This window comes from Palleronia abyssalis (assembly GCF_900302445.1).
GTDB classification, from domain to species: Bacteria; Pseudomonadota; Alphaproteobacteria; order Rhodobacterales; family Rhodobacteraceae; genus Palleronia; species Palleronia abyssalis.
Map to the genome: position 1 here is coordinate 275,222 of NZ_ONZF01000003.1, position 26,182 is coordinate 301,403.

A 26,182-nucleotide genomic window follows, 5' to 3' on the forward strand; every position below is an offset into this window, starting at 1 on the left:
GGACGCGACATGAAGCGGACATCGTCGTGTACCCAAAGGCACGGGCCGCACAGACACCCGTCACCGGCCTAAAATTTCAAACGGTGTTTGGTGGAGCCGAGGGGGATCGAACCCCTGACCTCGTCATTGCGAACGACGCGCTCTCCCAACTGAGCTACGGCCCCGATATGGGCCGCTAGATGACGGAGCGCCCGGGGGTTGTCAAGCGTGGAACCTCAGCCGGTCTGGCACGTCTTTCTCGTATGATCTCCTCCCTTTTCTTTCGGTTCCGGCTGTTCTCGCGGCGTCTCTGGGTGCGCTCTGCGCTGATTTCCGGACTGGCGTTGATCGCCGCGTTCCTGGCGCCTTTGGGCAATTACATCCCGTTTGGCATCGCGGCGAAGATCGACGAAGAGACGCTGCAGGATCTGCTGGACGTCATCACGGCGTCGATGCTGACGGTCTCGACGTTTTCGCTGTCGATCATGGTGTCGGCCCACTTGGCGGCCGATGCGAACACGACCCCCAGGGCGCACCGGATGCTGCAACAGGACAGCCGCACGCAGACGGTGATCGCGACCTTCATCGGCGCCTTCGTCTATGCGCTGGCGATGACGGTGATGATCGATTTCGGCGTCTTCCAGACGGGCGAATTCGCCCTGATCTACGCCTTCACGGTCGCGGTCGCGGCGTTGATCGTGGCCGCGTTGTTGCGGTGGGTCGGACACCTGGACGGCCTGGGATCGGTCGAGGCGACGCTGCGCCGGGCCGAGGCCCGCGCGGTCGAATCGATCGATGTCTATCGCCGCACGCCGTTTCTGGGCGGGCGCAGTCCGAAGGGAGACGTGGCCGGGGCCCTGCAAGAATTGACCGCCGAACGGTCGGGGTTCTTGCAAAACGTCGATACCGGCAAGCTGTCGAAGGATTTGGATCACTGGGGCGGCACGGCCTATCTGCGCCACCGGCCGGGGGCCTGGCTGGCCCAGGGGGACGTCTTGGCCGAGATCGGGATCGACCGGCTGGACGAGGATCGACAGGCGAAGCTCAGGGCCGCGTTCACCATAGACGACCGCCGTGAGCCCGGGCAGGACGTCATCCAGTCGCTGATCGTGCTGGCCGAGATCGGCGAGCGCGCATTGTCGCCAGGGATCAACGATCCGCGCACGGGGCTGGACGCGATCTCGCGCATCACGCGGCTGGTGTTGACCATGCCGGCGGAACGGGAACTCGATCAGCCGCCTGCCCCGCGGGTCTTCGTCCCGGCGCTGAAGACCGAGGAAGTCCTTGCGGCCACGCTGGACCCGCTGGCCCGCGACGGGAAGGCGTTTTTCGAGGTGCAGATCTCGATCCAGACCGCCGCGGCACAACTGGCCACGCATGACGCGGCCGGGATCAGGGAGGCCGCCGTCGACCTCAGCGCGCGTGGCTTGGCCTATGCCGAAGACGGGCTTTTGCTGGCGCAGGACATGCGCAAGATCGCCGCGCGGGCGCTGGCGGACGGTCCTGCCGCAACGCTGGACGCGGACCGGGCCGCCTCGCCCCAAGGGGATGGGCCCGACCCGATGCACGCCGAACGAGCGGCGCGGGACGCCTAGGCGCAGCCCTGCCCCGAGCGAGCCTAGTAGAGACCGCCCGAGCTGAGCGTGCCGAAGGTCGCCTTCTTCGTGGGGATCACCACCGTCTTGCCGGTGGCGTTCTGGACCTGCTGGCCCGATCCGCCGCCCGCACCTTCGACGAGGGGAAGGTTCGCGCCCATCTCGAAGCCGCCATCGAAGGTCACGCCGAAGATCGGCTCTTCGCCAAGGCGGAAATACTCGGCAACGACGTCCGGACCGGACGCGCTGTCAGGAAGACGGGCGCCGGTGAAGCGGTTGATCTTGATGAAATGACCGCCCGGGGGCACCTCGAACGGGCCGCCGCCGTATTTCTCGGTCGCGGCCTTCATCACCTTGTTGAAGACCGGCGCGCACATGCCGCCGCCCGACGCGCCCGAGCCCAAGCTTCGCGGCTGGTCGTGGCCGATATAGCAGCCCGCCGCGATGTTCGAGGTAAAGCCGACGAACCAAACGTCCTTGGCGTCGTTGGTGGTGCCGGTCTTGCCCGCCACGGGCACGCCCAGATCGACCTTGCCGCGCGCGGTGCCGCGTTCCACGACACCCTTCATCATCGACGTCAGCTGGTAGGCCGTGATCGCGTTCATCACACGTTCGCGGTTCGACACGATGGTGGGCGCAACGCCGGGCTCAAGACTGGCGATGTCGCAGTCGAAGCATTGGCGTCGGTCGTGGGTATAGACGCTGCGCCCCCAGCGGTCCTGCACGCGGTCGACCAGCGTCGGCTCCACCCGCTCGCCGCCATTGGCGAACATCGAATAGGCCGCGACCATCTTGTAAAGCGTCGTCTCCTCGGACCCCAGCGAGTTGGCCAGGAACCGCCCCATGTTGTCGTAGACCCCGAACCGCTCGGCATAGCTGGCGACCGTGTCCATCCCGACCTCCTGTGCGAGGCGCACGGTCATCAGGTTGCGCGATTGCTCGATCCCGGTGCGCAGGGGCGTGGGACCGTAGAACTTGTTCGAGTAGTTCTTGGGCCGCCACAGGCCCTGGGGCGTGTTGATCTCGATGGGCGCGTCGACCACGACCGTGGCGGGCGAGAAGCCCGAATCCAGCGCGGCGGCATAGACGAAGGGCTTGAACGACGAACCCGGCTGCCGCGTCGCCTGCGTGGCGCGGTTGAAGACCGAATGCTGATAGCTGAAGCCGCCCTGCATCGCCAGAACGCGGCCGGTGTCCACGTCCATCGCCATGAACGCGCCCTCGACCTCGGGGACCTGTCGCAAGGTCCAGCGGATGAATGCACCATCGCCGTCGGCGGTCATCTTGCGCACGTGGACCACGTCGCCACGGGCGAAATTCTCGAAGAAATCGCCGCGCAGCCATTGGATGTCCTCGCGCGGGACTGTCTGGGTGCCCTGCCCTTCGACGCCCACGGTCAGGGACTGGTCGGCGATGTCCAGAACGACCGCCGGGAACCACGGCCCGTCCAGTTCGATGTCGCGGGCGATATTCACGCCGGCCAAAGCATCTTCCCAGTCGCCAAGCTGGTCTTCGGGGATGGTCTTGCCGCTGCCGCGCCACCGGCCCAGGCCGCGGTCGTAATTCTCCAGCGCTTCCTGCAGGGCGACGGCCGCGACCTTCTGCAGTTCGGGGTCCATGGTGGCACGCACCGACAGGCCGCCGCCGAAGAACTCCCCCTCGCCGAAATCACGGCTAAGCTGGCGACGGATCTCGTCGGTGAAATAGTCGCGCGGCGGGATCTCGTCGCGGAAGCTTTCGAAGTCTCCGCCCTGCACGGACAGAAGCGGCGCGACGCGGGCTTCGCGATACTCGGGCTCGGTCAGATAGCCGTTCTCGAACATCTCGCGCAGAACGAAGTTGCGCCGCTCGATCGCGCGCTCCTTGGCGCGCACCGGATGGTAGGTCGACGGTGCCTTGGGCAGCGCGGCCAGATAGGCGGCCTCCTGAGGCTCGAGCTCGGTCAGCGGCTTGTTGAAATAGCTCTGCGCGGCGGCAGTGACGCCATAGCTGTTCTGACCGAGGAAAATCTCGTTGAGGTAGAGTTCGAGGATCTTGTCCTTCGACAGCGTCTCTTCGATGCGGGCGGCCAGGATCAGTTCTTTCACCTTGCGCTCGGCCGAGCGTTCGCCGCCCAGAAGGAAGTTCTTCATCACCTGCTGCGTGATGGTCGAGGCACCGCGCACGGCCCCGCCCTGCGCCGCGTCGAGGGCGGCAGCCACCATGCCGCGCGGATCGTAGCCCTGGTGGGTATAGAAGTTCTTGTCCTCGGCCGAGATGAAGGCGTGCTTCACCATGTCCGGAATCTCGTTCGCGGGGGTGAAGAGGCGCCGTTCCTCGGCGAATTCGTCGATGATCTTGCCCTCGGCCGAGTAGATGCGGCTGATCGTCGGGGGCGTGTACTGCGCCAGCTGGTCGGTATCGGGCAGGTCCCGCCCGTAGATCCAGAAGACCCCGCCGATGGACAGCGCCACGGCAAGGGCGCCCATGGTGACGAGCGTGAAGAGTCCGCCGAAGAGGGAAAGGATGGCGCGGATCACTGGCAGATCTCCGGGGTCGGGAACGGGAAGTGGGGTCTTCTAGCGTGAAGGCCGCGTGAAATCAAAACCGCATCGGCGGAATTATGTGCAGGAACACGGGGCCGTGATCCCGTCATTGCATCAATCGTTTCGCTTCGGCCGCGTCCGCCCTAGCCCAGGTTTCGACGCCTTCGCGAATGCCGTGCGCCGCCTCGCGCCGCCACGCGGCGTCCAGCAGGTTGTGGCGGTCGCGGTCACTGGACAGAAAGCCCAGTTCGATCAGGACAGACGGGATGTCGGCCCCCCGTAGCACCGAGAAATCGGCCGACAGGCGGGGTCGCTTGTGAAGATCGCCGGTCGCGCGGGACAGGCCGTTCACGATCTCGTCGGCCAATGCGGCGGATCGCGGTCCGGTCTCGGCGCGCACCATCTCTTGCAGGATCGTCGCAACCTCGTCGTCGGCGATCTGCAGATCCACGCCCGCCAGCAGATCCGTCCGGTCCATCCGTTCGGCCAGCTTCTGCGACGCGTCGTCCGAGGCCTCGGACGACAGGGTATAGACCGAGGCCCCCGAGGCCGCCCCTTCGGCCAGCGCGTCGGCATGCAGGGACAGGAACAGGTCGGCCTGCCTCGCGCGCGCCACGCCGACGCGATCCGGCAAGGGCACGAACGCATCGTCGGTCCGGGTCAGGCTGACCTCCATCCCGGCGGCGTTCAGGATCTCGGCCAGTTCCAGCGCGAATTGCAGCATCAGGTCGGACTCGCGGCTGCCGCCGACCTCGGCGCCCGGATCGAAGCCGCCATGCCCGGGGTCGAGCGTGACCCGCAACGGGCGGTCGCCGAGCTGGCGCATGACGGGCGGCGCGACTTCCTCGGGCTGGGGCAGCGCGAAGGCGGCGTCGTCCGGCAGGCCGACTTCGGCGTCGAAACGCTCCTGCGTGGTGGGGGCCATCTGCAGTTTCAGGACTGCACCCTCGATCCCGGCGATGGCGAGGCCCGCGGTCTCGATCCGCATGGGCGCGCCCAGTTCGATCACCAGCCGCGACCATCCCTCGCGGAACCGACCACGATAGAGGCCCGCCACGATGTCCGAGGCGACGAGGGCTTCAAGGTCCACCCCCGAAAAGTCGACTTCCGAGAAATCCATGACCAGCCGTCGCGGCGCGTCCAGGGTGAAGACGCGCCATTGCACCGGCTGGCTGAGGGCCAGTTCCACGTGCAGGTTGGCGCCGAAATCCTCGATCCGGCTTCTGTCGGGGTCGATGCGGGCCAGGGCCGTCAGTTGATCCTCCGCCGGGACCTGATCCAGCGACTGGGCAGCCGTGCTTTCGTCCGGAACGCCGTCCCAGACGTCAGATGTGTCTTCCTGCGGACGTGCCTCGGTGGACAAAAGCCCCACCGCCAGAAGGCCAATCGCCAGTGTTCTGAATCCCATGCATTCCGTGCCTCTTGTCATCCCGCCTCGGCCGGGGTCTTGGCGCCTCGGTCCTGGGGGTAGCCTAGCATTTCAGCGCCGATGCCAAAAGGAAAATCAGGCCCTTGCGGCCCAATCACGCAAGCGGTCCAGGCCCTCGGCAATGTCCGCCGTCGCCCGCGCGTACGAAAATCGCAGCATTCCCGCCCCGCGCGCCGGATCGAAATCCAGACCCGGGGTCACGGCCACCCCCGCCTCGTCCAGGATGCGCGTGGACAGCGACAGCGAGTCGTCCGACAAATGCCGGCTGTCGGCATAGACGTAGAAGGCGCCATCAGGCGGCGCGAAGCTGGGGAACCCCGCTGCGGCCAAACCGTCGATCATCAGCTGCCGGTTCGCCGCATAGACCGAGCGGTTGGCCTCGAGCTCGGCCGTGCAGTCGAAGCTGGCAAGGGCGGCGACCTGGCTGGCGTGGGACGGGCAGATGAACATGTTCTGCGCCAGCCGTTCGACCGTGCGGATATGGGACTCGGGGACGACCATCCAGCCGACGCGCCAGCCCGTCATCGAGAAGTATTTCGAGAAGGAATTGATGACGAACACGTCGTCCGTCAGTTCCAGCGCCGAGACGGCGGGGCGGTCGTAATGCAGGCCGTGATAGATCTCGTCCGAGATCAGCGCGACGTCTTCGGACGCGCAGCGGTCGACCAGCGCGCCCAGCCCGTCCCGCGACAGCATCGTGCCAGCCGGATTGCCGGGCGAGGCGACGATCAGCCCGTCCAGATCCGTGCCGATCTGGTCCGGGCGCGGCTGGAAGCGGTCCTCCATCGTGGTGGGGATCCCCACCGCCTCAAGCGATAGCGCGGTCAGGATATGACGATAGGACGGGTATCCCGGCAGCCCCAGCCCCACCAGGTCGCCCGCGTCGAAGAGTGCAGTGAAGGCCAACACGAACCCCGCCGACGCCCCCGCCGTGACCACGACCCGCGCCGGGTCCAAGTCCACGCCGTGCCAGTCGCGGTAATGTTTTGCGATCCGGGCGCGCAGTTCGGGCAGGCCCAGCGCCACGGTATACCCCAGCGGATCGGCCGCCATCGCCGCCGCCAGCGCGGCGCGCGCGCCTTCGGGGGCAGAGGTGCCGGGCTGGCCGACCTCCATGTGTATGATCCGGCGTCCCTGCGCCTCGGCGGCGCGGGCGCGTTCCATCACGTCCATGACAATGAACGGATCGACCTTGCCCCGGTTCGACTGTCGCATGTTGGATCCTCCTGTCGCGGCCCTGCCTGCCCCCCTGCCCGGCGCGCGTCAATCACGTTCCCGCCAATGGGTCCGCCAATCGGCTTGCCACACCGGCCCACTTCCCGCAGGGTCGCGCCCGAGTTTTGATGGAGCCCCGCCGATGCTGAAGACCCTTTGCGCCGCCGCCCTTGCCACGGGGCTGGCCCTGCCCGCCGCCGCGTTCGACATGACCGCCATGACCAAGGCCGAGCGTCAGGCCTTCGGCGATGAAGTCCGCGCCTACCTTCTGGAGAACCCGCAAGTCCTGATGGAGGCGATCGCGGTTCTGGAAAGCCGCGAACAGCAGGCGCAGGCGTCGTCCGATGCCGATTTGATCGCGCAGAACGCCGCCGCGTTGTTTGACGGCGACGACTGGGTGGGCGGCAACCCCGATGGCGACATCACCGTGGTTGAGTTCCTGGACTATCGCTGCGGCTATTGCCGGCGCGCTTTCCCCGAGGTGGAAGAGCTGATCGAAAGCGACGGCAACATCCGCCTGATCGTGAAGGAATTTCCGATCCTGGGCGAGCAATCCACGTTGGCCTCGCGCTTTGCCATCGCCACGCAGCTGGTCGCCGGCGACGACGCCTACGAGGCGGTGCATGACGGGCTGATGACGATGCGCGCCGACGTGACGCCCGACAGCCTGGCCGATCTGGCCGAGGAGGCGGGCCTCGACTTCGCCGAGATCGAGGCGCGGATGGACTCGGAGGAGGTGAACACCCGGATCTCCGAGACGCTGGCACTGGGTCAGGCAATGGGCGTGAACGGTACGCCGTCCTTCGTCTTCGGCGACCAGATGGTGCGCGGCTATGTGCCCCTGGATGCGATGCGCCAGATCGTCGAAGACGAGCGGGGCTGAGGCCCCGCCCCCCCCGGGATCACCCCTTGGCGAGGTGCAGGTAGGTCTCGTCATAGCGGCGCGACAGGTGGTCGCCCGCAAGGATCGTCCGGCCTGACCCCATGGGGGCCACGTTGGTGTCGTAGTTCGGATTGAAGAACAACGGCACCGACACACGCTCGGTCGCGGTGCCGATCACCCGGTGGGGCGTGGCGCGGACCAACTCGTTGGTCCACATCTCAAGCATCTCTCCGAAATTGACGACGAAGGTGCCGGGGTTGGCCGCGACGTCGATCCATGTACCGTCGCGCAGTTGAACCTCCAGCCCGGCGGTGCCGTCGGTGGCCAGAAGCGTCAGGCAGCCGTAATCGGTATGCGGGGCGATGCCGAAATCGCGCGCGCCGGCATCGTCGGGCCGCGGCGGATAATAGTTGCCGCGCAACAGCGCCATCGGCTTGTCGAACCGGTCCGCGAAATAGTCCCGCGGTTGACCGATGGCCGTCGACAGCGCTGCCAGAAGGTCCAGCGCCACGTGCCGGGCGCCGCCGTAATAGGCCTCGAGCGTTTCACGAAAGCCCGGCAGATCCGCAGGCCAATGGTTGGGGGCGTAGTATTTCAGCCCGTGCGCGGCCAGGGGATCGTCCGCCGACAGCTCCATCCCCATGTCGAAGACCTGCTTGTAGTCAGGGTTCGCGGCCGGGTCGACCTGCTCGGCCCCCGACGCGCCCCAGCCGCGGTTCGAGCCTGTACGCGCCATGTCGATTTGGGCCTTGTGCGCCTCGTCCAGACGGAAGAACGACAGATAGGCGGCGATCACCGCCTCGACCTGGGCGCGGTCGATGGCGGTATTCGTCAGCGTCAGGAACCCCGTTTCGGTCGCGGCATGGCGCAGCGCGTCCTGCGTTTCGGGTGCATGAAGGCGGGCGGCGTCGATCTGCGGGATCATGGGCACTCTCCTGGTCGCGTGTGCCGCGTTGACGTAATCGCTTTTGACACGGGCTGAAAGCCGCTACCTCTAGGCGCAAAAGGGAACGAAGGGGACCATACCATGGCCGAGCGACAGAAACTGGCTGCCGGAAACTGGAAGATGAACGGGACCAGCGCCGAGCTGGCAGAGGTCGCGGCACTGGCAGAGACCCACGCCAATGCGGGCTGCGAAATCCTGCTGTGCCCGCCCGCCACGCTGGTCGAGCGTCTTGCGCAGAAGGCCGACGGCACGGCCATCGCGGTGGGCGGCCAGGACTGCCACTGGGAGGAGTCGGGCGCCCATACCGGCGACGTCTCGGCCGGGATGCTAAAGGACGCAGGCGCCAGCTTCGTGATCCTGGGTCACTCCGAACGCCGCGCCGACCATGGCGAGACAGACGAGGTCGTGCGCAACAAGACCAAGGCCGCCTGGGCTGCGGGCCTGACGGCCATCGTCTGCGTGGGCGAAACGCTGAGCGAGCGCGAGGCGTCGAACACCATCGACATCATCAAGGGCCAGCTGGCCGGATCGCTGCCGACACAAGCGACCGGGCTGAACCTGGTCGTCGCCTACGAACCCGTGTGGGCCATCGGCACCGGCAAGGTTCCCACCACCGACCAGATCAGCGAGGTTCACGGCGTCATCCGGGCGCAGCTGGAAAAGCGGTTCGGCCCGGGCGTGGGGCGGTCGGTGCGGCTTCTTTACGGCGGGTCGGTCAAGCCGGGCAACGCGGCCGAGATCTTCGCGGTCGAGAACGTGGACGGCGCGCTGGTCGGCGGGGCCTCGCTGAAGGCGGCCGATTTCGGCGGCATCATCGAGGCGCTGGCAAGCTCCTGACGTCGATCACCGGGCGGTCACGTCGTGGCCGTAGAGCCAATCGAACCGCGACGGCATGAAAGCCGGGGCGACACGCCCCAGCACCCGCAGGCCGGCATGCCCGACAAGCCGCGTCAGACCCGACAGGTGATAATTGCGTGCGTTGGCGTTGGCGGCGGCGATCGCCCGTTCGACCCGGGGGCGGCGCGCGGCCTCCCACCCCGGCAGGTCGCCCGCGGAGTGGGCCGCGGCGAAGGTCCACGCATCCTCCAGCGCGAGGTTCGCGCCCTGGGCCAAGAAGGGCAGCGTCGGGTGCGCAGCATCGCCAATGATCGCGACACGTCCGTCCTGCCAGCGGCGGGCAACGGGATGGCGGAATAGGCCCCACAGATGGCAGGTGTCGATCTTAGCAAGATCGTCAGCGGCCGCGGGCATCCCGGCAAAGGTGGCGCGGAAGGCGTCCGGGTCGCCGGGTTGGCGCCATCCTTCCGCAGTCCAGTCCGCCCGCTCCTGAATCCCGACGAGGTTCACCAAGCCCCCCGGAAGCGGATACCGCACGAGGTGACGCGCGGCGTCCATGTCCACCCGCGCCTCGGGCGGACGGTCCCCGGGCACGACGGCCCGCCACGCGACCTGGCCGGTGAAGAACGGCGCGTCGGCCCCGTTCAGATGCGGCCGCACGACCGAATGCAGGCCGTCGGCCCCCAGAACCGCGCCCTCGGGCGGCGGAGAGTCGATCGGCCGGCCATAGGCGACATCGATCCCGGCGGCGTCGGCGGCCTCGGACAGAATGGCGATCAGGTCGGGCCGCCGCACCAGGCGGAACGGACCTGAAAGCGGCATCCGCAGAACTTGCGCCCCGGTACGACCGTCGGCCAGTACCACCGCAAGGTTGGCCAGCGACCGCGCCTCGATCGCGGGGCCGAGGCCAAGCGCCTCCAGAACCTTGTATCCATTGGGGCTGATCTGAAGGCCGGCGCCCAGTTCGGCGGGACCTTTGGCGCGTTCGACCACGCGGACCGGAACGCCCCGGGCCGACAGGGACAGCGCCGCGGTCAATCCGGCGATCCCGGCGCCTATCACGGTCACGGGCGTCATGCGCGGGCCCTTGCAGAAACGACAACGCCGGGACCCCTGCCCCGGCGTTTGCCTGCCATACGTCGAAACATGCGGTCAGTCGTCGCGATGAACCTTCTCGCGCCGCTCGTGACGCTCCTGCGCCTCGAGGCTGAGCGTGGCGATCGGCCGTGCGTCCAGTCGCTTGAGCGAGATCGGCTCGCCCGTGACTTCGCAATAGCCGTATTCACCGTTTTCGATCCGGCGCAGGGCCGCGTCGATCTTGGCGACCAGCTTGCGCTGGCGATCCCGGGTCCGAAGCTCCAGCGCGCGGTCGGTCTCCTCGCTGGCGCGATCGGCGACGTCGGGGATATTGCGGGTGCCGTCCTGAAGGCCCTCGATCGTCGAGCGGCTTCCGTTAAGCAATTCTTCACGCCAGTCGTGCAGCTTACGGCGAAAGTATTCGAGTTGGCGTTCGTTCATGAACGGCTCGTCCTCGGCGGGACGGTAGTCGTCCGACAAGAAGGTTTCGACCCTCATTCACCCTACTCCCTTTTACTGTGGACCGATCTGTCCCATCCCTGATCAGCCCATGGGCGCGGCATACTCCAAGGATTTTATGTTGTCACGTGACATCTTCGCCCTAGCGTCAACCGTCGGGCTGGATTGCCGCACTTTCTCGCGTTATACGTGTTTCCTCCAAAGCTCAGGCGGGATCCTTCCACTTTTGCGCGTATTTACAGGTCGCCCGGCGAGAGGCGGCCCGCTTGCATCGTCCCCCGCCCGCCACTAGGCCTTGGGCCGTCATAAGGGGGTGTTCCATGCAGTTCAGTTCGACCGAGACCTATGTCGCCACCGCCGATCTGGAGCTTGCGGTGAATGCCGCGATCACTCTGGAACGGCCGCTTCTGGTCAAGGGCGAGCCTGGGACCGGCAAGACCGAGCTTGCGCGCCAGGTCAGCCAGAGCCTGGGTCTGCGGATGATCGAATGGCACGTGAAATCCACCACCCGCGCACAGCAGGGGCTTTATGAGTATGACGCCGTCAGCCGCCTGCGCGACAGCCAGCTGGGGGATGAACGGGTCCACGACGTCAAGAACTATATCCGCAAAGGCAAGCTGTGGGAGGCGTTCGAGGCCGACGAACGCGTGGTCCTTCTGATCGACGAGGTCGACAAGGCCGATATCGAGTTTCCGAACGACCTTCTGCAAGAGCTCGACCGGATGGAGTTCCATGTCTACGAGACGGGCGAGACGATCCGTGCCCGCCAACGGCCCATCGTCATCATCACCTCGAACAACGAGAAAGAGCTGCCCGACGCCTTCCTGCGCCGGTGCTTCTTCCACTATATCCGCTTCCCCGACATGGACACGCTGAAGCGTATCGTCGAAGTGCACCACCCGGGCATCAAGGACGCGATGCTGACCGCCGCGCTGACCCAGTTCTACGAGATCCGCGACCAGCAGGGGCTGAAAAAGAAGCCATCGACCTCGGAAGTGATCGACTGGCTGAAGCTGCTTCTGGCCGAAGATCTGACGGCCGAAGACCTGCGCAAGGACGGCAAGGACGCGCTGCCCAAACTGCACGGCGCGCTTTTGAAGAACGAACAGGACGTCCAACTGTTCGAGCGGCTGGCCTTCATGGCACAGCGGCAGGGCCGCTAGGGCGCGGGCGTTGCCAGATACGCGCATCGGCGGGGAAGTTCTCATGTTCGGGTGCGCGCGGTTCACATTCCCGGTGCCATGATTGAGGATGCCGTCAATGCAGCTTCGCGCCCTCCTCATCTCATCGCTTCTTGCGCTGTCGGCCTGCGCCGCGCCTGAAACCGTATCCGAGCGTCGCGCGACCTACGACCTGGCCGATCTGCCGACGATGCGCACCTTCACAGCCCATCGCGTTACCCGCCCCGCGCGGTCGAATGTCGAGATCGCGCAGGATTTCCTGGACCTGTCCTTCACGCTGGAATCGGGGCGTGCCCTTCCCGTCCTGACCCGGTTCGAGGGGCCGATCAGCGTGCGGGTGACGGGGCCGGTGCCTGTCAACCTGGACACCGATCTGGCGCGGTTGCTGACCCGGTTCCGCAGCGAGGCGGGGATCGACATTGCCCGGGTGCCCGCGAACCGGCAGGCCAACATCACGGTCGAGGTCGTGCCCCGCGCCCAGCTGCAACGCGCGGTGCCCGAAGCCGCCTGTTTCGTGGTCCCCCGGATTAGGTCGTGGTCCGAATTCACGCGCAACCGCCGGTCCGATCGGATCGACTGGGCCACCCTGCCCACGCGCGAGACGCTGGCCGTGTTCATCCCCGGCGACGTGCCCCCGCAGGAGGTGCGCGACTGCCTGCACGAAGAGCTGGCGCAGGCGCTTGGGCCGCTGAACGATCTGTACCGGCTGACCGACTCGGTCTTCAACGACGACAATTTCCACACGATCTTGACGGGCTTCGACATGCTGATCCTGCGGGCAACTTATGCGCCCGAACTACGCTCGGGGATGAACCGCGATCAGGTCGCCGCGGTTCTGCCGCGGGTGCTGCGGCGGCTGAACCCGGCCGGCGCCCAGCGCGCCCCGCGGGTTCGCCCGGCGACCACACGCGCCTGGATCGACGAGATCGAGCACGCCCTGGGCCCGCGCACCCGCATGACGCAGCGCCGCGCCGCGGCTCGCCGCGCGGTGATCATCGCGCGGCAGGGCGGCTGGAATGACAACCGGCTGGCCTTTTCGCTGTTCGCGCTGGGCCGGCTGTCGCTGGGCGATGACCCCGAACTGGCGTTGAGCTCGTTCCTGCAAGCCGCCGGCATCTATGGTTCCGACCCGGCCACGCAGGTCCATGGCGCCCATATCGCGATGCAACTGGCCGCCTTCGCGTTGTCCTCGGGGCAGCCGCAGGCGACGTTGGCCATCGTGGACGCCAATACCGACGCTGTCATCGCGGCCGAGAACGCGGCGCTTCTGTCCACCCTTCTGCTGGTCAAGTCCGAGGCGTTGCGCAGCCTGGACCGCGGCTCCGAGGCGGATCGCCTCAGGCACGAGGCGTTGGGCTGGGCGCGCTATGGATATGGTGATACGGACGAGGTCCTGCGCCGCGCCGAGGAAATCTCGGCCATCGCGCCAAGACGGGGGACAGGTTCATGATCGTCATTCTTTGCGTCGCCGCCGGCGTCATCCTGGGTATCCGCCTGGCCGGACGGCATGGCGGAAAACGCGCCGACAAGGTGCAATACGCGCTGGCCTGCGCCATCGCGGGCGCGCTTCTGGGTCTGATCGTCACCGTCACGCTGGAAAACCTGATCGCCTGATGTTCCTGCCCTTCTTCGACCAGCTCCGCCGTCACAAGGTTCCGACGAGCCTGCGCGAATTCCTGGACTTTCTGGGCGTTCTGAAGACCGGCCTCGTGACCTATGACGTCGACGGGTTCTACTATCTGGCCCGCGCCAGTCTGGTGAAGGACGAACGGCATATCGACCGCTTCGACCAGGCCTTCGCCGCCAGCTTCGCGGGCATAGAGGCGATCCCGCCCGAGGCCGTGATCGAGGCGATGGACCTGCCCGAGGACTGGCTGCGCAAGATGGCCGAGAAACACCTGAGCCCCGAGGAACGCGCCGAGATCGAAAGCTTGGGCGGGTTCGACAAACTGATGGAGACGCTGCGCGAGCGGCTGAAGGAACAGGAAGGCCGTCACCAGGGGGGCAACAAGTGGGTCGGCACGGCCGGCACCTCGCCCTTCGGGGCCTACGGCTACAACCCCGAAGGCGTGCGCATCGGTCAGCATGAAAGCCGCCACCGCCGCGCGGTGAAGGTCTGGGACAAGCGCGAGTTCAAGAATTTCGACGAGGATCGAGAGATCGGGACGCGCAATATCAAGGTGGCCCTCAAGCGCCTGCGCCGCTGGGCCCGCGACGGCGCCACCGAGGAGCTGGACCTGCCCGGCACGATCCGCTCGACCGCGAATAACGGCTATCTCGACGTCAAGACGCGCCCCGAACGGCGCAACGCCGTGCGCGTGCTGCTGTTTCTGGACGTGGGCGGATCGATGGACGATCATATCCAGGTCGTGTCGGACCTGTTTTCGGCCGCGAAGTCCGAGTTCCGGCACCTGGAGCAATTCTATTTCCACAACTGCCTGTATGAAGGCGTGTGGACCGACAACCGCCGCCGCTGGACCGAGCAGACCCCCACATGGGAGGTCTTGCGCACCTACGGCCCCGAATGGCGCTGCATCTTCGTCGGCGACGCAGCGATGAGCCCCTACGAGATCGCGATGGCCGGAGGGGCAAATGAGCACTGGAACCCCGAGGCCGGCCATACCTGGCTGGAGCGCGCCCGCACCCAGTGGCCCGAGCATCTGTGGATCAATCCGGTGCCCGAAAAATACTGGGGCTACACGCAGTCCACGCAGATGATCCAGCAGATTTTCGGGGCCGACCGGATGGTGCCGATGACCCTCGACGGGCTGACACGTGGGATGAAGTTGCTGACCTGATCTGCATGCGAAAAGTTCGGAACAAGGCGGGGCGAACCGGTTTCATACCTTAGTCGATAAGTAAGGAGTGACACCATGTTCCACCATTCGTCGAAACTTCAGTATCAGGTCCGGGTCGACACCCCCGATCCCGTCTTCGCGAAGTACCTTCAGCAGGCCATCGGCGGCGTTGAGGGCGAAATCCGCGTCGCCATGCAGTACTTCTTCCAGGCGATGGGCGCGCGCGGCGACGCGAAGTACCGCGACATGCTGATGATGACCGCGACCGAAGAGTTGAGCCATATCGAGTTTCTTGGCCACGCGGTCGCGCTGAACCTCGAAGGTGCCCCGGTCACGGCGCAGGAAGAGGCGGCGAAGGATCCCATCGTTCACGCCATCATGGGCGGCGCCAACCCGCGTCACATCCTGTCCTCCGGCCTGTCCGCGATGCCGGTCAACGCCAACGGCGTGCCCTTCGACATGAGCCATGTCTACGCCACGGGCAACCTGGCGGCCGACATGATGGCCAACGCCACCGCCGAAGGCGGCGGCCGCGTGCTGGCCAGCCGGCTTTACAACATGACCGACGATGCGGGCATGAAGGACATGCTGTCCTTCCTGATCGCGCGCGACACGATGCACCAGCAGCAGTGGCTGGCCGTGATCGAGGAACTGGGCGGCATGGAAGCGCAGCTTCCCGTCCCGAACTCGACCCCGCAGGATCACGAGGCAACCGAGCACAGCTATTACTTCCTCAACACCTCGCTGGACGAGCCGACGCCCGAAGGTCGTTGGACCAGCGGCAAGTCGTTGGACGGGCGTGCCGAGTTCTCGATCAAGGAAAAGCCCGAGCCGCAAGGTCAGAAGCCCGACCTCGGCAAGGCCAAGCCGAACAGCGGCGCCCAGACCGAGCAGATTTGAGGAGCAACGGATATGGTTACGACAGTAGGTACCGAGAACGACGCCGAAACGCTGGTCCGCAATCTTCTGAAGCTCGAGCATGACGCGATCGCGGCATACGAGTCGACGATCGAGAGGATCGACGATCAGGCGTACAAGACCCAGATCGAGGACTTCCGGCAGGATCACATCCGGCATGTCGACGCACTGAAGGGGTTTGCCACGAAGCTTGGCATCGAAGCTCCGCAAGGTGGCGACATGAAGGAGATGCTGACCACCGGGAAGATCGCCCTGGCGGACCTTGCCGGCGACAGCGCCATCCTCAAGGCGATGAAGACCAACGAGGATGACACGGTACAGGCCTATGAACAGGCTTCGGGGAACGCCAAGGCCGACCCCGAGATGCGAAGCGCCTTCGAGACCGCGCTGGCGGACGAGAAGCGTCACCGCAGCTGGATGGAAAGCCAGACGGCCTGACACCCAAAGCCCCGGGGCCGGACAACTCCGGCCCCGGGGCCCGGAACGCCAATGCCCCCGGCGACGTTTCCCAATCCGCAAACGACGGCACCCGCCATCGTATCGAAACGAACCCGAGGGAGCATCAACATGGTCAAGAAGACAGGATCCGCCAACTGGAAAGGCAGCCTGAAAGAGGGCACCGGCACCATCAGCACGCAGACCGGCGTGCTCGACAAGGCAAACTATGGCTTCCAGTCACGCTTCGAAGGCGGCACGAACACCAACCCCGAGGAACTGATCGGCGCGGCGCATGCCTCGTGCTTCTCGATGGCGCTGTCGATGATCCTCGGCCAAAGCGATCTGGAGCCGTCGAACATCGATACCAAAGCCACCGTGACCCTCGACGAAGTCGACGGTGGCTTTGCAATCACCAAGATCCATCTGGACGTTACGGCCTCGGTCCCGAACGCGACCGAGGATCAGTTCATGGACGCCGCCAACGCCGCGAAGTCGGGCTGCCCGATCTCGAAGGCGCTGGGCGGCGTGAGCGAGATCACAATGGACGCCAAGCTGGCCTGATCGCGGAACTTTCTTAAGATTACGAAGGGCGCGTGCCGCAGGGTCCGCGCCCTTTTCACGTTCCCGTCCCGATGACGCAGCACCATTGCGCCGGACCCGGGACCGCACCATCTTGAGGTCATGCTGAAGCTGACCCCCATCCTTCTGGCCATTGGCTATGCTCTCGTCATGTACCGGTTTTCGGTGTGGCGGACGAAGAAGCAGCTCGACGGGCAATCGACCGAACTGGCCGATGCGCGCCTGAAGGCACTGACCGACAAGATGGCCCGCGCCTTGGATATCGACCGGATCAAGGTGCATATCTACGAGATCGCGCCGATCAACGGTCTGGCGGCCCCCGACGGGCGCATCTTCATCACCCGCGGCTTCTATGACCGCTACCGCGCCGGCGAGGTCTCGGCCGAGGAGATGGCGACCGTCATCGCACACGAGCTGGGGCATGTGGCCCTTGGCCATTCCAAGCGCCGGATGATCGACTTTTCCGGCCAGAACGCCCTGCGCACGGCGCTGATGATGGTCCTCGGGCGGATCATTCCCGGCATCGGCATCTGGATCGCGAACGGCCTCGCCTCCCTTCTGGCCGCGCGTCTGTCGCGGCAGGACGAGTACGAGGCGGACAGCTATGCCTCGGCGCTGTTGATCAAGGCCGGGATCGGGACGGCCCCGCAAAAGGCCATGTTCCGCAAGCTGGAACGTCTGTCGGGCGGCGGCGGCGGCAATCAGCCCGCCTGGCTTTTGTCACATCCCAAGACGGATGAGCGCATCGCCGCCATCGAAGCAAACGAGGCCAAGTGGTTGGGCGGCTGATGCTGGCACTCTGCCGCGAAGGCGCTTAGTTAGGGCGCAAACATCAGTTCCGGAGGAACCCATGGCCAGCAAACTCGACCAGCTTCGCGACATGACCGTCGTCGTCGCCGATACCGGCGACGTGGACGCCGTCCGCCGCCTGAAGCCGCAGGATTGCACCACGAACCCGTCCATCGTGCTGAAGGCCGTGGGATCGGACTATTTCAACGACATCGTGAACGAAAACATTGGCAAGGGCGGCGAGATCTCGGACATCGCGCAACGCCTTACTGTTGCCGTCGGCGCGGAACTTGCGGGCATCGTGCCGGGCCGCGTTTCCACGGAAGTGGATGCGCGACTGTCCTTCGACACCGAAGGGTCAGTCGCCAAGGCGAAGGCGATCATCGAAAGCTACGACAAGCGCGGCGTTCCGTCGGACCGCATCCTGATCAAGCTCGCCTCGACCTGGGAAGGCATCCGCGCGGCCGAGCGGTTGCAGAAGGATGGGATCGACTGCAATCTGACGCTGCTGTTTTCCATGGCGCAGGCGCGGGCCTGCGCGGATGCCGGCGCCTTCCTGATCTCACCCTTCGTGGGGCGCATCACGGACTGGTACAAGGCGTCCGAGGGCGTCGAAAGCTATGCGCCTGACGAAGATCCGGGCGTGAAGTCGGTGCGCGCGATCTATGATCACTACAAGGCGAACGGGATCGACACCGTGGTGATGGGCGCGTCCTTCCGCAGCGCCCAGCAGATCGAGGCGCTGGCGGGCTGCGACCGGCTGACGATCTCGCCCGATCTGCTGGATGATCTGGATCAGGATCAGGGCGATCTACCCCGCCGCCTGAACTCTGCCGGGGCCGAGAGCCAGGGCACCGCCGCCCCCATCGACGAGCCCAACTTCCGATGGGACCTGAATGAGGACGCCATGGCGACTGAGAAGCTGGCCGAGGGGATCCGCAAGTTCCACGCCGATTACGTGAAGCTTGAGAAGCTGATCGCCGAGCGGACCGGGAAATGAAGATCGACGGCGTTCCCTACCGCTCGCTGTGGTGGTCCGAGGCCGAGGATGCGCTTCAGATCATCGACCAGCGCTGGCTGCCGCATGACCTGCGGATCCAGACGGTGCGAACGTTGGACGAGTATGCCGACGCCATCGTCCAGATGCGCGTGCGTGGCGCCCCCCTGATCGGGGCGACCGCGGCCTATGGCGTGGCGCTGGCGATGTCGAACGACCCGTCGGACGCGGCGCTGTCGGCGGCCTACGACAAGCTGCACGCCACCCGCCCGACCGCGATCAACCTGCGCTGGGCGCTGGACCGGCTGCGGGATGCCTTGGGCGCGCTGGACCCCGACCGGCGCAAGGACGCGGCACTTGCCCTCGCGCACGAGATCGCGGACGAGGATGTGGGCATCAACCACGCCATCGGCGCCTACGGGCTGGATCTTCTGCGCGACATCGCGGCAAAAAAGGACGGCCCGGTCAACGTCCTGACCCATTGCAACGCGGGCTGGATCGCCACGGTCGACTGGGGCACCGCGACCTCACCGCTGTACCAGGCGCATGACGCCGGGATTCCGCTGCATGTCTGGGTCGACGAGACGCGGCCGCGCAACCAGGGCGCCCTGACCTCGTGGGAGCTTGGGTCCCACGGCGTGCCCCACACCTACATCACCGACAACGCGGGCGGGCACCTGATGCAGCGCGGGCTGGTGGACCTTGTCATCACAGGCACCGACCGAGTGACCCGCCGCGGCGACGTGTGCAACAAGATCGGCACCTATCTGAAGGCGCTGGCCGCGCAGGATAACGGGGTGCCGTTCTACGTCGCCCTGCCCTCGCCCACCATCGATTGGCGCGTGTCGGACGGCATCGCCGAGATCCCGATCGAGGAACGCGACCCCCGCGAGGTCACCCATATCCAAGGCGCGACCGAGGGCGGCATCGGAGAGGTGCGCGTCACGCCCGAAGGCACGCCCGCCCGCAACGACGCGTTCGACGTCACGCCCTCGCGGCTGGTGACCGGGTTCATCACCGAACGCGGCATCTGCGAGGCCAGCGAGGATGGGCTGACCGGGCTGTTCCCGCAGGAGGCGAAACGGTCCGCCTGACGTGGACCGCGGCCGCTAGCTGGCGAAGACGGCGTCCATCTCGCGGAAGCCCTTGATCTCGATCGGGTTGCCCGAGGGGTCGCGGAAGAACATCGTCCATTGCTCGCCCGGCTCCCCCTCGAACCGGACGGAGGGGGGCAGCACCCAGTCGGTTCCCGCCTCTTCCAGACGATCGCGCAGCGCCTGCCAGTCGGGCAGGTGCAGCACCAGCCCGATATGGGGCATCGGGACCATGTGATCGCCGACCTTGCCGGTGTCGGACGTGGCAAACGGCGTCCCGCGGTGCAGCGACAGCTGGTGCCCGAAGAAGTCGAAATCGACCCACGTGTCGGTGGATCGCCCCTCGGCACAGCCCAGCACGCCGCCATAGAAGGCACGCGCCTCATTCAGATCGGTCACGTGGATGGCAAGGTGAAACGGCGTCAGCATGGGGATCCTCCTGTTTCGCCGGACATAGGCCGCCACGCGCCGACGCGCAAATGAACCAACGGCCGGCCCGCGCATTGCCCCCGCATGAGCGACGCCCTTTTCCAAAGCTTCGGCGGCATTGCCCGCATGATCCTGTTCGCGACCATGGCCTATGTGTCGGTCGTGCTGATCCTGCGCATCTCGGGCAAGCGGACGCTGGCCACGCTGAACGCGTTCGACATGATCGTGACGGTGGCGCTGGGGTCGACCCTGGCCTCGGCCATCCTGTCGCGCAGCACCCCCCTGACCGAGGCCTTGGCGGCCTTCGTCACGCTGGTCGCGCTGCAATGGATCGTCGCCTGGGGGTCGGTGCGGTTCCGGACAGTGGCACGCATCGTCCGGTCGGAACCGGCCCTGCTGGTCCGAAACGGCGATGTGCTGCACGGCGCCCTGACGCGCGAGCGGATCACCGAGCGCGAGTTGGAGACCGTCGTGCGCCAAAGCGGCGCGCGCACTTTGGACAACACCTCTGCCGTGATCCTGGAAACCGACGGCTCGTTCAGCGTGGTGGCGCGGGAAGGGTCCGATGAGGGGTCCGACTACGCCAAGGCCGGGTTGCGCTAGACCCTCGCCCTCGTTGTGAAGCGAGAGGCCGTGATCTAGGGTTCGCGCAAATCATCGCGGAGGACCCAATGAGCGACCAGACCTACGGCTTCGACACCCTGCAAATCCACGCCGGCGCCCGCCCCGACCCGGCCACCGGCGCGCGGCAGACGCCGATCTATCAGACCACGGCCTACGTGTTCCGCGACGCGGACCACGCCGCTGCGCTGTTCAACCTGCAGGAAGTCGGCTTCATCTATTCGCGCCTGACGAACCCCACCGTCGCCGTCCTGCAAGAGCGGATCGCCACGCTGGAAGGCGGCGTCGGCGCGGTCTGCTGTTCGTCGGGGCACGCGGCACAGATCATGGCGCTGTTCCCGCTGATGGCGCCGGGCAAGAATGTCGTCGTCTCGACCCGGCTTTACGGCGGTACGGTCACGCAGATGACCCAGACCATCAAGCGCTTCGGCTGGTCGGCCAAGTTCGTGGATTTCGACGATCTGGACGCCGTGCGCGCGGCCTTGGATGACGACACCCGCGCGATCTTCTGCGAATCCGTGGCCAACCCGGGCGGCTATATTACCGACCTCGATGCGATCGGCAAACTCGCGGGCGAGGTCGGCCTGCCCCTGATCGTCGACAACACCTCGGCCACGCCGTACCTGTGCAACCCAATCAAGCATGGTGCTACGCTGGTCGTGCATTCCACCACCAAGTTCCTGACCGGCAACGGCACGGTTACCGGCGGTTGTGTCGTCGATTCGGGCAATTTCGACTGGTCGGCCAGCGGCAAGTTCCCGTCCCTGTCGGATCCTGAGCCTGCCTATCACGGCCTGAAGTTCCACGAGACCTTCGGCCCGCTGGCCTTCACCTTCCACGGCATCGCCATCGGCCTGCGCGACTTGGGGATGACGTTGAACCCGCAGGCGGCGCATTACACGCTGATGGGGATCGAGACGCTGAGCCTGCGAATGGAGCGTCACGTGGCCAACGCCCAGAAGATCGCCGCGTGGCTGGAGAAGGACGACCGCGTCGACTACGTGACCTATGCCGGCCTGCCCTCCTCGCCCTATTACGACCGGGTCGGGCGGATCTGCCCCAAGGGGGCCGGCAGCCTTTTCACCTTTGCGGTCAAGGGCGGCTACGACGCCTGCGTGAAACTGATCGAGGCGCTGGAACTGTTCAGCCATGTGGCGAACCTGGGCGACACGCGCAGTCTCATCATCCATTCCGCGTCGACCACGCACCGCCAGTTGGAAGAGAACCAGCAGCGCGCGGCTGGCGCCGACCCCGAGGTCGTGCGCCTGTCGATCGGGATCGAGGATGCCGACGACCTGATCGCCGACCTCGATCAGGCGCTCACGAAGGCCACCGCCTAGTCCGGCTGGTCGGGCAGCGCGAATCGCACCGTCACGCGGGCGGTCACGTCGATCTCTCCACGTGCCAGCGGGATGTCGGCGGCGCGCGCTTCCATCATCATCGGCTGCGGCCCGCCCAACGGGCCGCCGCTTTCAACCAGCTCGACGATGGGTCCCAGCGCGACGCCCGCCGCTTCGGCCATGATCGCGCCCTTGCGGACAGCTTCGGCCACCGCGGCGGCCAGCGCCGCGTCCTCGGCCGGCTGCGGATCGGACAGGGCCCATCGCAGGCCGCTCAGCTGGTTCGCCCCCTGATCCACCGCCGTATTCAGAACGCCGCCCAGATCGTCCAGCGCCCGCACCCGTACAGACAAATCCGTCACGGCAAGGTATCCGGTAATCCGCGGCCCCTGTTCGGGCTGGATCTCGGTCCGGTCCGCATAGATCGGCTGCAGGGACAGGGTTCCGCTCTGGATGTCTTCGGGGGCGATGCCCGCTTCGGTCAGCGCGGTCAGGACCGATCCCATCTCGGTGCTCATGCCGTCGATGGCCTCGGCCGGGGTGTCCCCTTCTGCGACCACGCCCATCTCGACCGTCGCGATATCGGGCGCGGCGGAGATCCGCCCCTCACCCGTGACCGAAAGGACCGCATCGGCCTCTTGCGCCAGTGCCGGCGCCGCAAGGGCAATCCCCACGGCCAGCGCACCACACCAAGTTTTCATGCCATTCTCCCAGATTGGCGGAAAAATCGAAAAATAGCCTTTGCGCATCAAACGTCTTGCGGTTTCTTTTCATGGGCGGGAAGTTGCGCTAAATTGTTGACTGGCCCGGGAAGCAGGTGGTGGCACGCCGCGCTTATGCTAAAGCAGGACCCATGACATACGACTACGCGCTCGACTTCACCCCCGAAGGGGTGCGCCTGCTCAAGGGATCGGGCAAGGATCAGATCGTCATGGGCGAGGTCGCGCTGAACGATCCCCATTTCGAAACCCGTTTGGAAGACCTACGCAAGGAGGTCGAGGCCGAAACAGGCGAACCTGTGTCGCCCGCGCTTCTGATTCCGCATTCGGAAATCCTTTTTCATACCATGAATTTGGGGGACGAAGACGATGCGGAACGTGAGGCGAAGGTCCGGTCTGAACTTGAAGGATTGACGCCCTACCGGATCGACGACCTGGTCTACGATTGGAAATCCATTTCCAAGACGCAGGTGCAGGTCGCGGCTGTCGCACGCGACACCCTGGACGAGGCGGACGGATTCGCCGCGCATAACGGTTTTGGCCCGGGCCCCTTCACCACGCATCCCAAGGCCGGGGCCTTCCGCGGCCAGCCGGACTTCGGCGCCTCGGCACGCCCGGCGCCGAAACCTCTGGTCGAACCGGAGCCGGAGCCCGCGCCCGAACCGGTCGCCCCCCCACCCGCGCTACTCGACACGAAGCCCGCGCCGGTCGAGGCACCGCCGAAAGCGGATGCGCCAGCCGTCCCGCCGCCGTCGAAAACGACCGAACCGGCCGCAAAGGGCACCATGCCCGCGAAGGAGGCGTCGGCCTCCCAGCCGAAGACCGGCGACGCATCCAAGTCCGCCGACGGCACGTCGGACAAGCCCACGGGGACGACACCGCCCGGAAAATCCGCCGGGGCGGCGGCGTCGAAGACCGGCTCCGACCCGGAAAAAACCCCGGAGTCGGACCCTACCCGGCCAGCCTTGATCGACGATTATGCCGAGATCGGCCCGACTCGGCAGCCGCTCTCGCCCCTCGATCCCGTGGATCCCACGGCACGGCAAGCCAGGCGCGGGTATGTCGCCCCGAGCCGCGCGAAGGCGTCCGAGGATGCGGCTGCCAAGGCCGCGCTGGCCCCGGGTGCCGCTTCGGTCGACGAGGGGAAGGCCCCGGCGTCGTTCAGTTCGCGGCGGCAATCCGACACCGCTACCGCCGCGCCGATGGCGCCCGCCGGGGCGCCGGGCTTGGATTCGATCGCCCCCCGTATCCAGATGCTACCCGACGGCGGCGCGACGCCGAAGGTCCCGCCGCGTCCGAACGGCGCCGGGATCGCGCCGGACAGCGCTGCCACCCAGAAGGCGCCCCCTCCACTGAACGCGCCGGGGGTGACGCCGCAGCCGCGATCCGGCGTCAAGCCGGGGCCGGGTGCGCCGACCCCGACGGTCCGCAAGGTCGAGGCGCCGGACGCGGCGACCGATGCGGCCCGAAGCCTCGGGGGGAACACTCCCGGCACGATCCGGTCGCGCAACAACCTGTCGGAGGCCGAGGCGCTGACGGTGTTCGGGATGCGCGAACCGCCTCGCTCTCGCTTCGCGGCCCTGCTGCCCGTCGCGATCGGCCTCGTGGTCGCCTTGCTTCTCGCGCTGGCCGTGTGGTCCGTCTTCTTTTTCCTGGTGGGCCCCGAAGAGCCGGTCGAGAGCGCGTCGCTGCCCGTCCAGCCGGTCGAAGAGCCCGCCCCTGCGGATCAGGCGCAGCCGATTGCGCCCGAGGTGACACCGGACGAAATCCGGCCGCCCGGACCGGAGTCGGACTCGGTCGACACGGCCCTTCTTGCACCCGCCCCGGAGACCGAGCCCGCGCCCCCGGCGGATGATGTCGATATCGTCGTCCCCGAGATCGAGATCGTGCCCGACACCAGCAGCAGCACAGCGTCCGATGAGGCGACCGCCGAAACGGAGGGGGCCACGGAGCAGGAAACGGATGAAGCGACCGTCGAGGAAGAAACGGCCGAACCGCTCGACCCCGTGGAGCCCGCGCTTCAGCCCGGTCCGAACGACCCCTTGAATCGTTCGCCCGAAGCCCCCGAGGCGACACGCTATGCCGCCACGGGCGTTTCCACCGAGGCGCCATCGGGATCGGCCGCACCGTCTGTCGAATCTCTAGACTCTGCGCCCGCGGAACTGTCCGACAGCACGATCCGCACTCTCGACAGCATTTCCGCCCCCTCAGCGCCCGAAACAGCCGCGTTCACCCGCCCCGCGGCCCTGATACCGCCGCCCCCGGCTGGCAGCCGGTTCGAGCTTGACGCGAACGGGCGTGTCCTTGCCACGCCCGAGGGAACGGTGTCGCCGCAAGGCGTCCGCATCACAGCCGGGCGTCCGGCCGCCGTTCCACCGGCTGCTCCGGGCCGGACGGCCGCGGCCCCCGCCGAGCCGGCGGCAGAGACGACACCCGAGGCCACGCCGGAAACCGACGCCGAACCCGCAGCCGAACTGCCGGTCGACGAAAGCAATCTGACGATCCCGGTGACCGAAGGACAGCCGTCCGCGACCCCGCCGGCACGACCCGAGGAAGTAACACCCGAGGCCGACGATCAGGCCGCGGCGCTCGACCAGGCCACGTCCCCGCAGATCGAAATTACCCCGGATATCCCCGTGACCGAGGTCAGCCGCGCCACCGATCCGATCCCGCTGGCCCGCCCGGGCGGGCTGGGCGGTACATCGCTCGCCGCACTGGCGGACGACGAGGCCGATCCGTCCTCGCCGGCGGAGGTTTATCTTGCCTCGTTCACGCCGCGTGCCCGGCCGCAGGATCTGGCCCCGGAGGTCGTCGAAGCCGCCGAGGCGCCCGAGGTCCCGCAGCTTTCGGAGCAGGAGACCACCGCACAGGCGGAAGCCGTCGCGGCCGCCATCGCGTCGATCATCCCCGAGACCGAGGAGATCAGCCCCTACGCCGTCGGCCGGTCCGTCCGCCCCGATGCGCGTCCGCGCAATCTGGCCAACCGCGTGGAACAGGCCCGCCCGACACAGGTCGCCGCGGCGGCCGCCACCGTCACGCCGCGCGCTCCCACGGCCGGGTCCGTTGCGTCGCGCGCGACGCAGTCGAATGCGATCCGTCTCAACCGGGTCAACCTGATCGGTGTCTACGGCACCCAGTCCAATCGCCGCGCGCTGGTCCGACTGCCCTCGGGGCGCTTCGTGAAGGTAAAGGTCGGCGACCGGGTGGATGGCGGTCGCGTCAGCGCGATCGGGTCCGATCAGCTTCAATACGTCAAAGGCGGGCGATCCGTCACCTTGGCGATCCCGCAGGGGTAGGAACGAAGGGCGATCCTGCTAGGTCTCTGACGATCGGA

At 66.7% G+C, this 26,182-nt stretch carries 24 protein-coding genes and 1 tRNA gene; 16 read left to right on the plus strand and 9 right to left on the minus strand.

The genetic code is table 11. The annotated features are described in order from the left end of the window. Window positions 1-88: 88 nt before the first annotated feature. Window positions 89-164, minus strand: a tRNA-Ala gene (locus tag PAA8504_RS08630). A gap of 78 nt (window positions 165-242) precedes the next feature. Between PAA8504_RS08630 and PAA8504_RS08635 the strand changes: the two genes are divergently transcribed. Next, the gene (locus PAA8504_RS08635; protein ID WP_181375739.1) at window positions 243-1,574 is read left to right on the plus strand and encodes a DUF2254 domain-containing protein; all 1,332 of its coding nucleotides are present in this window, start codon (window positions 243-245) and stop codon (window positions 1,572-1,574) included. Between the two features lie 23 nt (window positions 1,575-1,597). On the opposite strand, the gene PAA8504_RS08640 is transcribed toward PAA8504_RS08635, so the two are convergent. The 3 genes from PAA8504_RS08640 to PAA8504_RS08650 form a co-directional block, all read right to left on the minus strand. Further along, the gene (locus PAA8504_RS08640) at window positions 1,598-4,093 is read right to left on the minus strand and encodes a penicillin-binding protein 1A (RefSeq protein ID WP_108893780.1); all 2,496 of its coding nucleotides are present in this window, start codon (window positions 4,091-4,093) and stop codon (window positions 1,598-1,600) included. 112 nt (window positions 4,094-4,205) lie between these two features. Further along, window positions 4,206-5,507 carry an N-acetylmuramoyl-L-alanine amidase gene (locus tag PAA8504_RS08645; RefSeq protein WP_108893781.1) on the minus strand — a complete coding sequence of 434 codons (1,302 nt, stop codon included), beginning with the start codon at window positions 5,505-5,507 and terminating at the stop codon, window positions 4,206-4,208. A gap of 96 nt (window positions 5,508-5,603) precedes the next feature. Beyond that, entirely contained in the window at window positions 5,604-6,743 is a 1,140-nt protein-coding gene (locus PAA8504_RS08650; protein ID WP_108893782.1) for a pyridoxal phosphate-dependent aminotransferase, read from the minus strand. 142 nt (window positions 6,744-6,885) lie between these two features. Here PAA8504_RS08650 and PAA8504_RS08655 point away from each other — a divergent pair, with 142 nt between their 5' ends. Next, window positions 6,886-7,626 (plus strand): DsbA family protein, encoded by a 741-nt coding sequence (locus tag PAA8504_RS08655; RefSeq protein WP_108893783.1) that lies wholly within the window; start codon window positions 6,886-6,888, stop codon window positions 7,624-7,626. A 19-nt stretch (window positions 7,627-7,645) separates the two neighbouring features. Here PAA8504_RS08655 and PAA8504_RS08660 read toward each other — a convergent pair whose 3' ends face one another. Then, complete coding sequence (locus tag PAA8504_RS08660; RefSeq protein WP_108893784.1) at window positions 7,646-8,551, minus strand: isopenicillin N synthase family dioxygenase; 906 nt, start codon at window positions 8,549-8,551, stop codon at window positions 7,646-7,648. A 102-nt stretch (window positions 8,552-8,653) separates the two neighbouring features. Here PAA8504_RS08660 and tpiA point away from each other — a divergent pair, with 102 nt between their 5' ends. Next, window positions 8,654-9,409, plus strand: coding sequence for a triose-phosphate isomerase (gene tpiA, locus PAA8504_RS08665; RefSeq protein WP_108893785.1), 756 nt, complete (start codon window positions 8,654-8,656; stop codon window positions 9,407-9,409). 6 nt (window positions 9,410-9,415) lie between these two features. On the opposite strand, the gene PAA8504_RS08670 is transcribed toward tpiA, so the two are convergent. Together PAA8504_RS08670 and dksA are read right to left on the minus strand one after the other, a co-directional pair. After that, a complete protein-coding gene (locus PAA8504_RS08670) occupies window positions 9,416-10,486 on the minus strand; it encodes an FAD-dependent oxidoreductase (protein ID WP_108893786.1) in 1,071 nt (356 codons plus the stop codon). A gap of 75 nt (window positions 10,487-10,561) precedes the next feature. Beyond that, on the minus strand, window positions 10,562-10,984 hold the full coding sequence (gene dksA / locus PAA8504_RS08675; protein WP_108893787.1) for an RNA polymerase-binding protein DksA: 423 nt from the start codon (window positions 10,982-10,984) through the stop codon (window positions 10,562-10,564). Window positions 10,985-11,265: 281 nt separating this feature from the next. On the opposite strand from dksA, the gene PAA8504_RS08680 reads away from it, so the two are divergent. From PAA8504_RS08680 to mtnA, 10 genes are all read left to right on the plus strand, one after another. After that, complete coding sequence (locus tag PAA8504_RS08680; RefSeq protein WP_108893788.1) at window positions 11,266-12,108, plus strand: AAA family ATPase; 843 nt, start codon at window positions 11,266-11,268, stop codon at window positions 12,106-12,108. 97 nt (window positions 12,109-12,205) lie between these two features. Continuing rightward, complete coding sequence (locus PAA8504_RS08685; RefSeq protein WP_108893789.1) at window positions 12,206-13,576, plus strand: DUF2927 domain-containing protein; 1,371 nt, start codon at window positions 12,206-12,208, stop codon at window positions 13,574-13,576. Beyond that, on the plus strand, window positions 13,573-13,740 hold the full coding sequence (locus PAA8504_RS08690; protein ID WP_108893790.1) for an apolipoprotein acyltransferase: 168 nt from the start codon (window positions 13,573-13,575) through the stop codon (window positions 13,738-13,740). The genes PAA8504_RS08685 and PAA8504_RS08690 overlap by 4 nt, the downstream gene beginning before the upstream one ends. Further along, window positions 13,740-14,924 (plus strand): vWA domain-containing protein, encoded by a 1,185-nt coding sequence (locus PAA8504_RS08695; RefSeq protein ID WP_108893791.1) that lies wholly within the window; start codon window positions 13,740-13,742, stop codon window positions 14,922-14,924. Before PAA8504_RS08690 ends, PAA8504_RS08695 begins: the two co-directional genes overlap by 1 nt. Before the next feature lie 75 nt (window positions 14,925-14,999). Further along, window positions 15,000-15,824 (plus strand): manganese catalase family protein, encoded by an 825-nt coding sequence (locus tag PAA8504_RS08700; protein WP_108893792.1) that lies wholly within the window; start codon window positions 15,000-15,002, stop codon window positions 15,822-15,824. 12 nt (window positions 15,825-15,836) lie between these two features. Continuing rightward, window positions 15,837-16,280 (plus strand): DUF2383 domain-containing protein, encoded by a 444-nt coding sequence (locus PAA8504_RS08705; protein WP_108893793.1) that lies wholly within the window; start codon window positions 15,837-15,839, stop codon window positions 16,278-16,280. A 129-nt stretch (window positions 16,281-16,409) separates the two neighbouring features. After that, window positions 16,410-16,841 carry an OsmC family protein gene (locus PAA8504_RS08710; protein ID WP_108893794.1) on the plus strand — a complete coding sequence of 144 codons (432 nt, stop codon included), beginning with the start codon at window positions 16,410-16,412 and terminating at the stop codon, window positions 16,839-16,841. Window positions 16,842-16,961: 120 nt separating this feature from the next. Continuing rightward, entirely contained in the window at window positions 16,962-17,648 is a 687-nt protein-coding gene (locus PAA8504_RS08715; RefSeq protein ID WP_108893795.1) for a M48 family metallopeptidase, read from the plus strand. A 61-nt stretch (window positions 17,649-17,709) separates the two neighbouring features. Then, window positions 17,710-18,648: a transaldolase gene (tal, locus tag PAA8504_RS08720; protein ID WP_108893796.1), complete on the plus strand. Its 939-nt coding sequence runs from the start codon at window positions 17,710-17,712 to the stop codon at window positions 18,646-18,648. After that, complete coding sequence (gene mtnA / locus PAA8504_RS08725; RefSeq protein WP_108893797.1) at window positions 18,645-19,739, plus strand: S-methyl-5-thioribose-1-phosphate isomerase; 1,095 nt, start codon at window positions 18,645-18,647, stop codon at window positions 19,737-19,739. The genes tal and mtnA overlap by 4 nt, the downstream gene beginning before the upstream one ends. Window positions 19,740-19,754: 15 nt before the next feature. Here the strand turns inward: mtnA and PAA8504_RS08730 are convergent, their stop codons facing one another. Then, window positions 19,755-20,168, minus strand: coding sequence for a VOC family protein (locus PAA8504_RS08730; protein ID WP_108893798.1), 414 nt, complete (start codon window positions 20,166-20,168; stop codon window positions 19,755-19,757). An 84-nt stretch (window positions 20,169-20,252) separates the two neighbouring features. On the opposite strand from PAA8504_RS08730, the gene PAA8504_RS08735 reads away from it, so the two are divergent. Continuing rightward, the gene (locus tag PAA8504_RS08735) at window positions 20,253-20,771 is read left to right on the plus strand and encodes a DUF421 domain-containing protein (protein ID WP_108893799.1); all 519 of its coding nucleotides are present in this window, start codon (window positions 20,253-20,255) and stop codon (window positions 20,769-20,771) included. A 68-nt stretch (window positions 20,772-20,839) separates the two neighbouring features. Next, a complete protein-coding gene (locus tag PAA8504_RS08740) occupies window positions 20,840-22,129 on the plus strand; it encodes an O-acetylhomoserine aminocarboxypropyltransferase/cysteine synthase family protein (RefSeq protein WP_108893800.1) in 1,290 nt (429 codons plus the stop codon). Here PAA8504_RS08740 and PAA8504_RS08745 read toward each other — a convergent pair. Then, window positions 22,126-22,830, minus strand: a complete 705-nt coding sequence (locus PAA8504_RS08745; RefSeq protein ID WP_181375740.1) for an SIMPL domain-containing protein — start codon at window positions 22,828-22,830, stop codon at window positions 22,126-22,128. The two genes, PAA8504_RS08740 and PAA8504_RS08745, sit on opposite strands and share 4 nt — an antisense overlap. Window positions 22,831-22,982: 152 nt before the next feature. Between PAA8504_RS08745 and PAA8504_RS22030 the strand changes: the two genes are divergently transcribed. Continuing rightward, a complete protein-coding gene (locus PAA8504_RS22030; protein ID WP_181375741.1) occupies window positions 22,983-26,144 on the plus strand; it encodes a hypothetical protein in 3,162 nt (1,053 codons plus the stop codon). Window positions 26,145-26,182 lie beyond the last annotated feature (38 nt).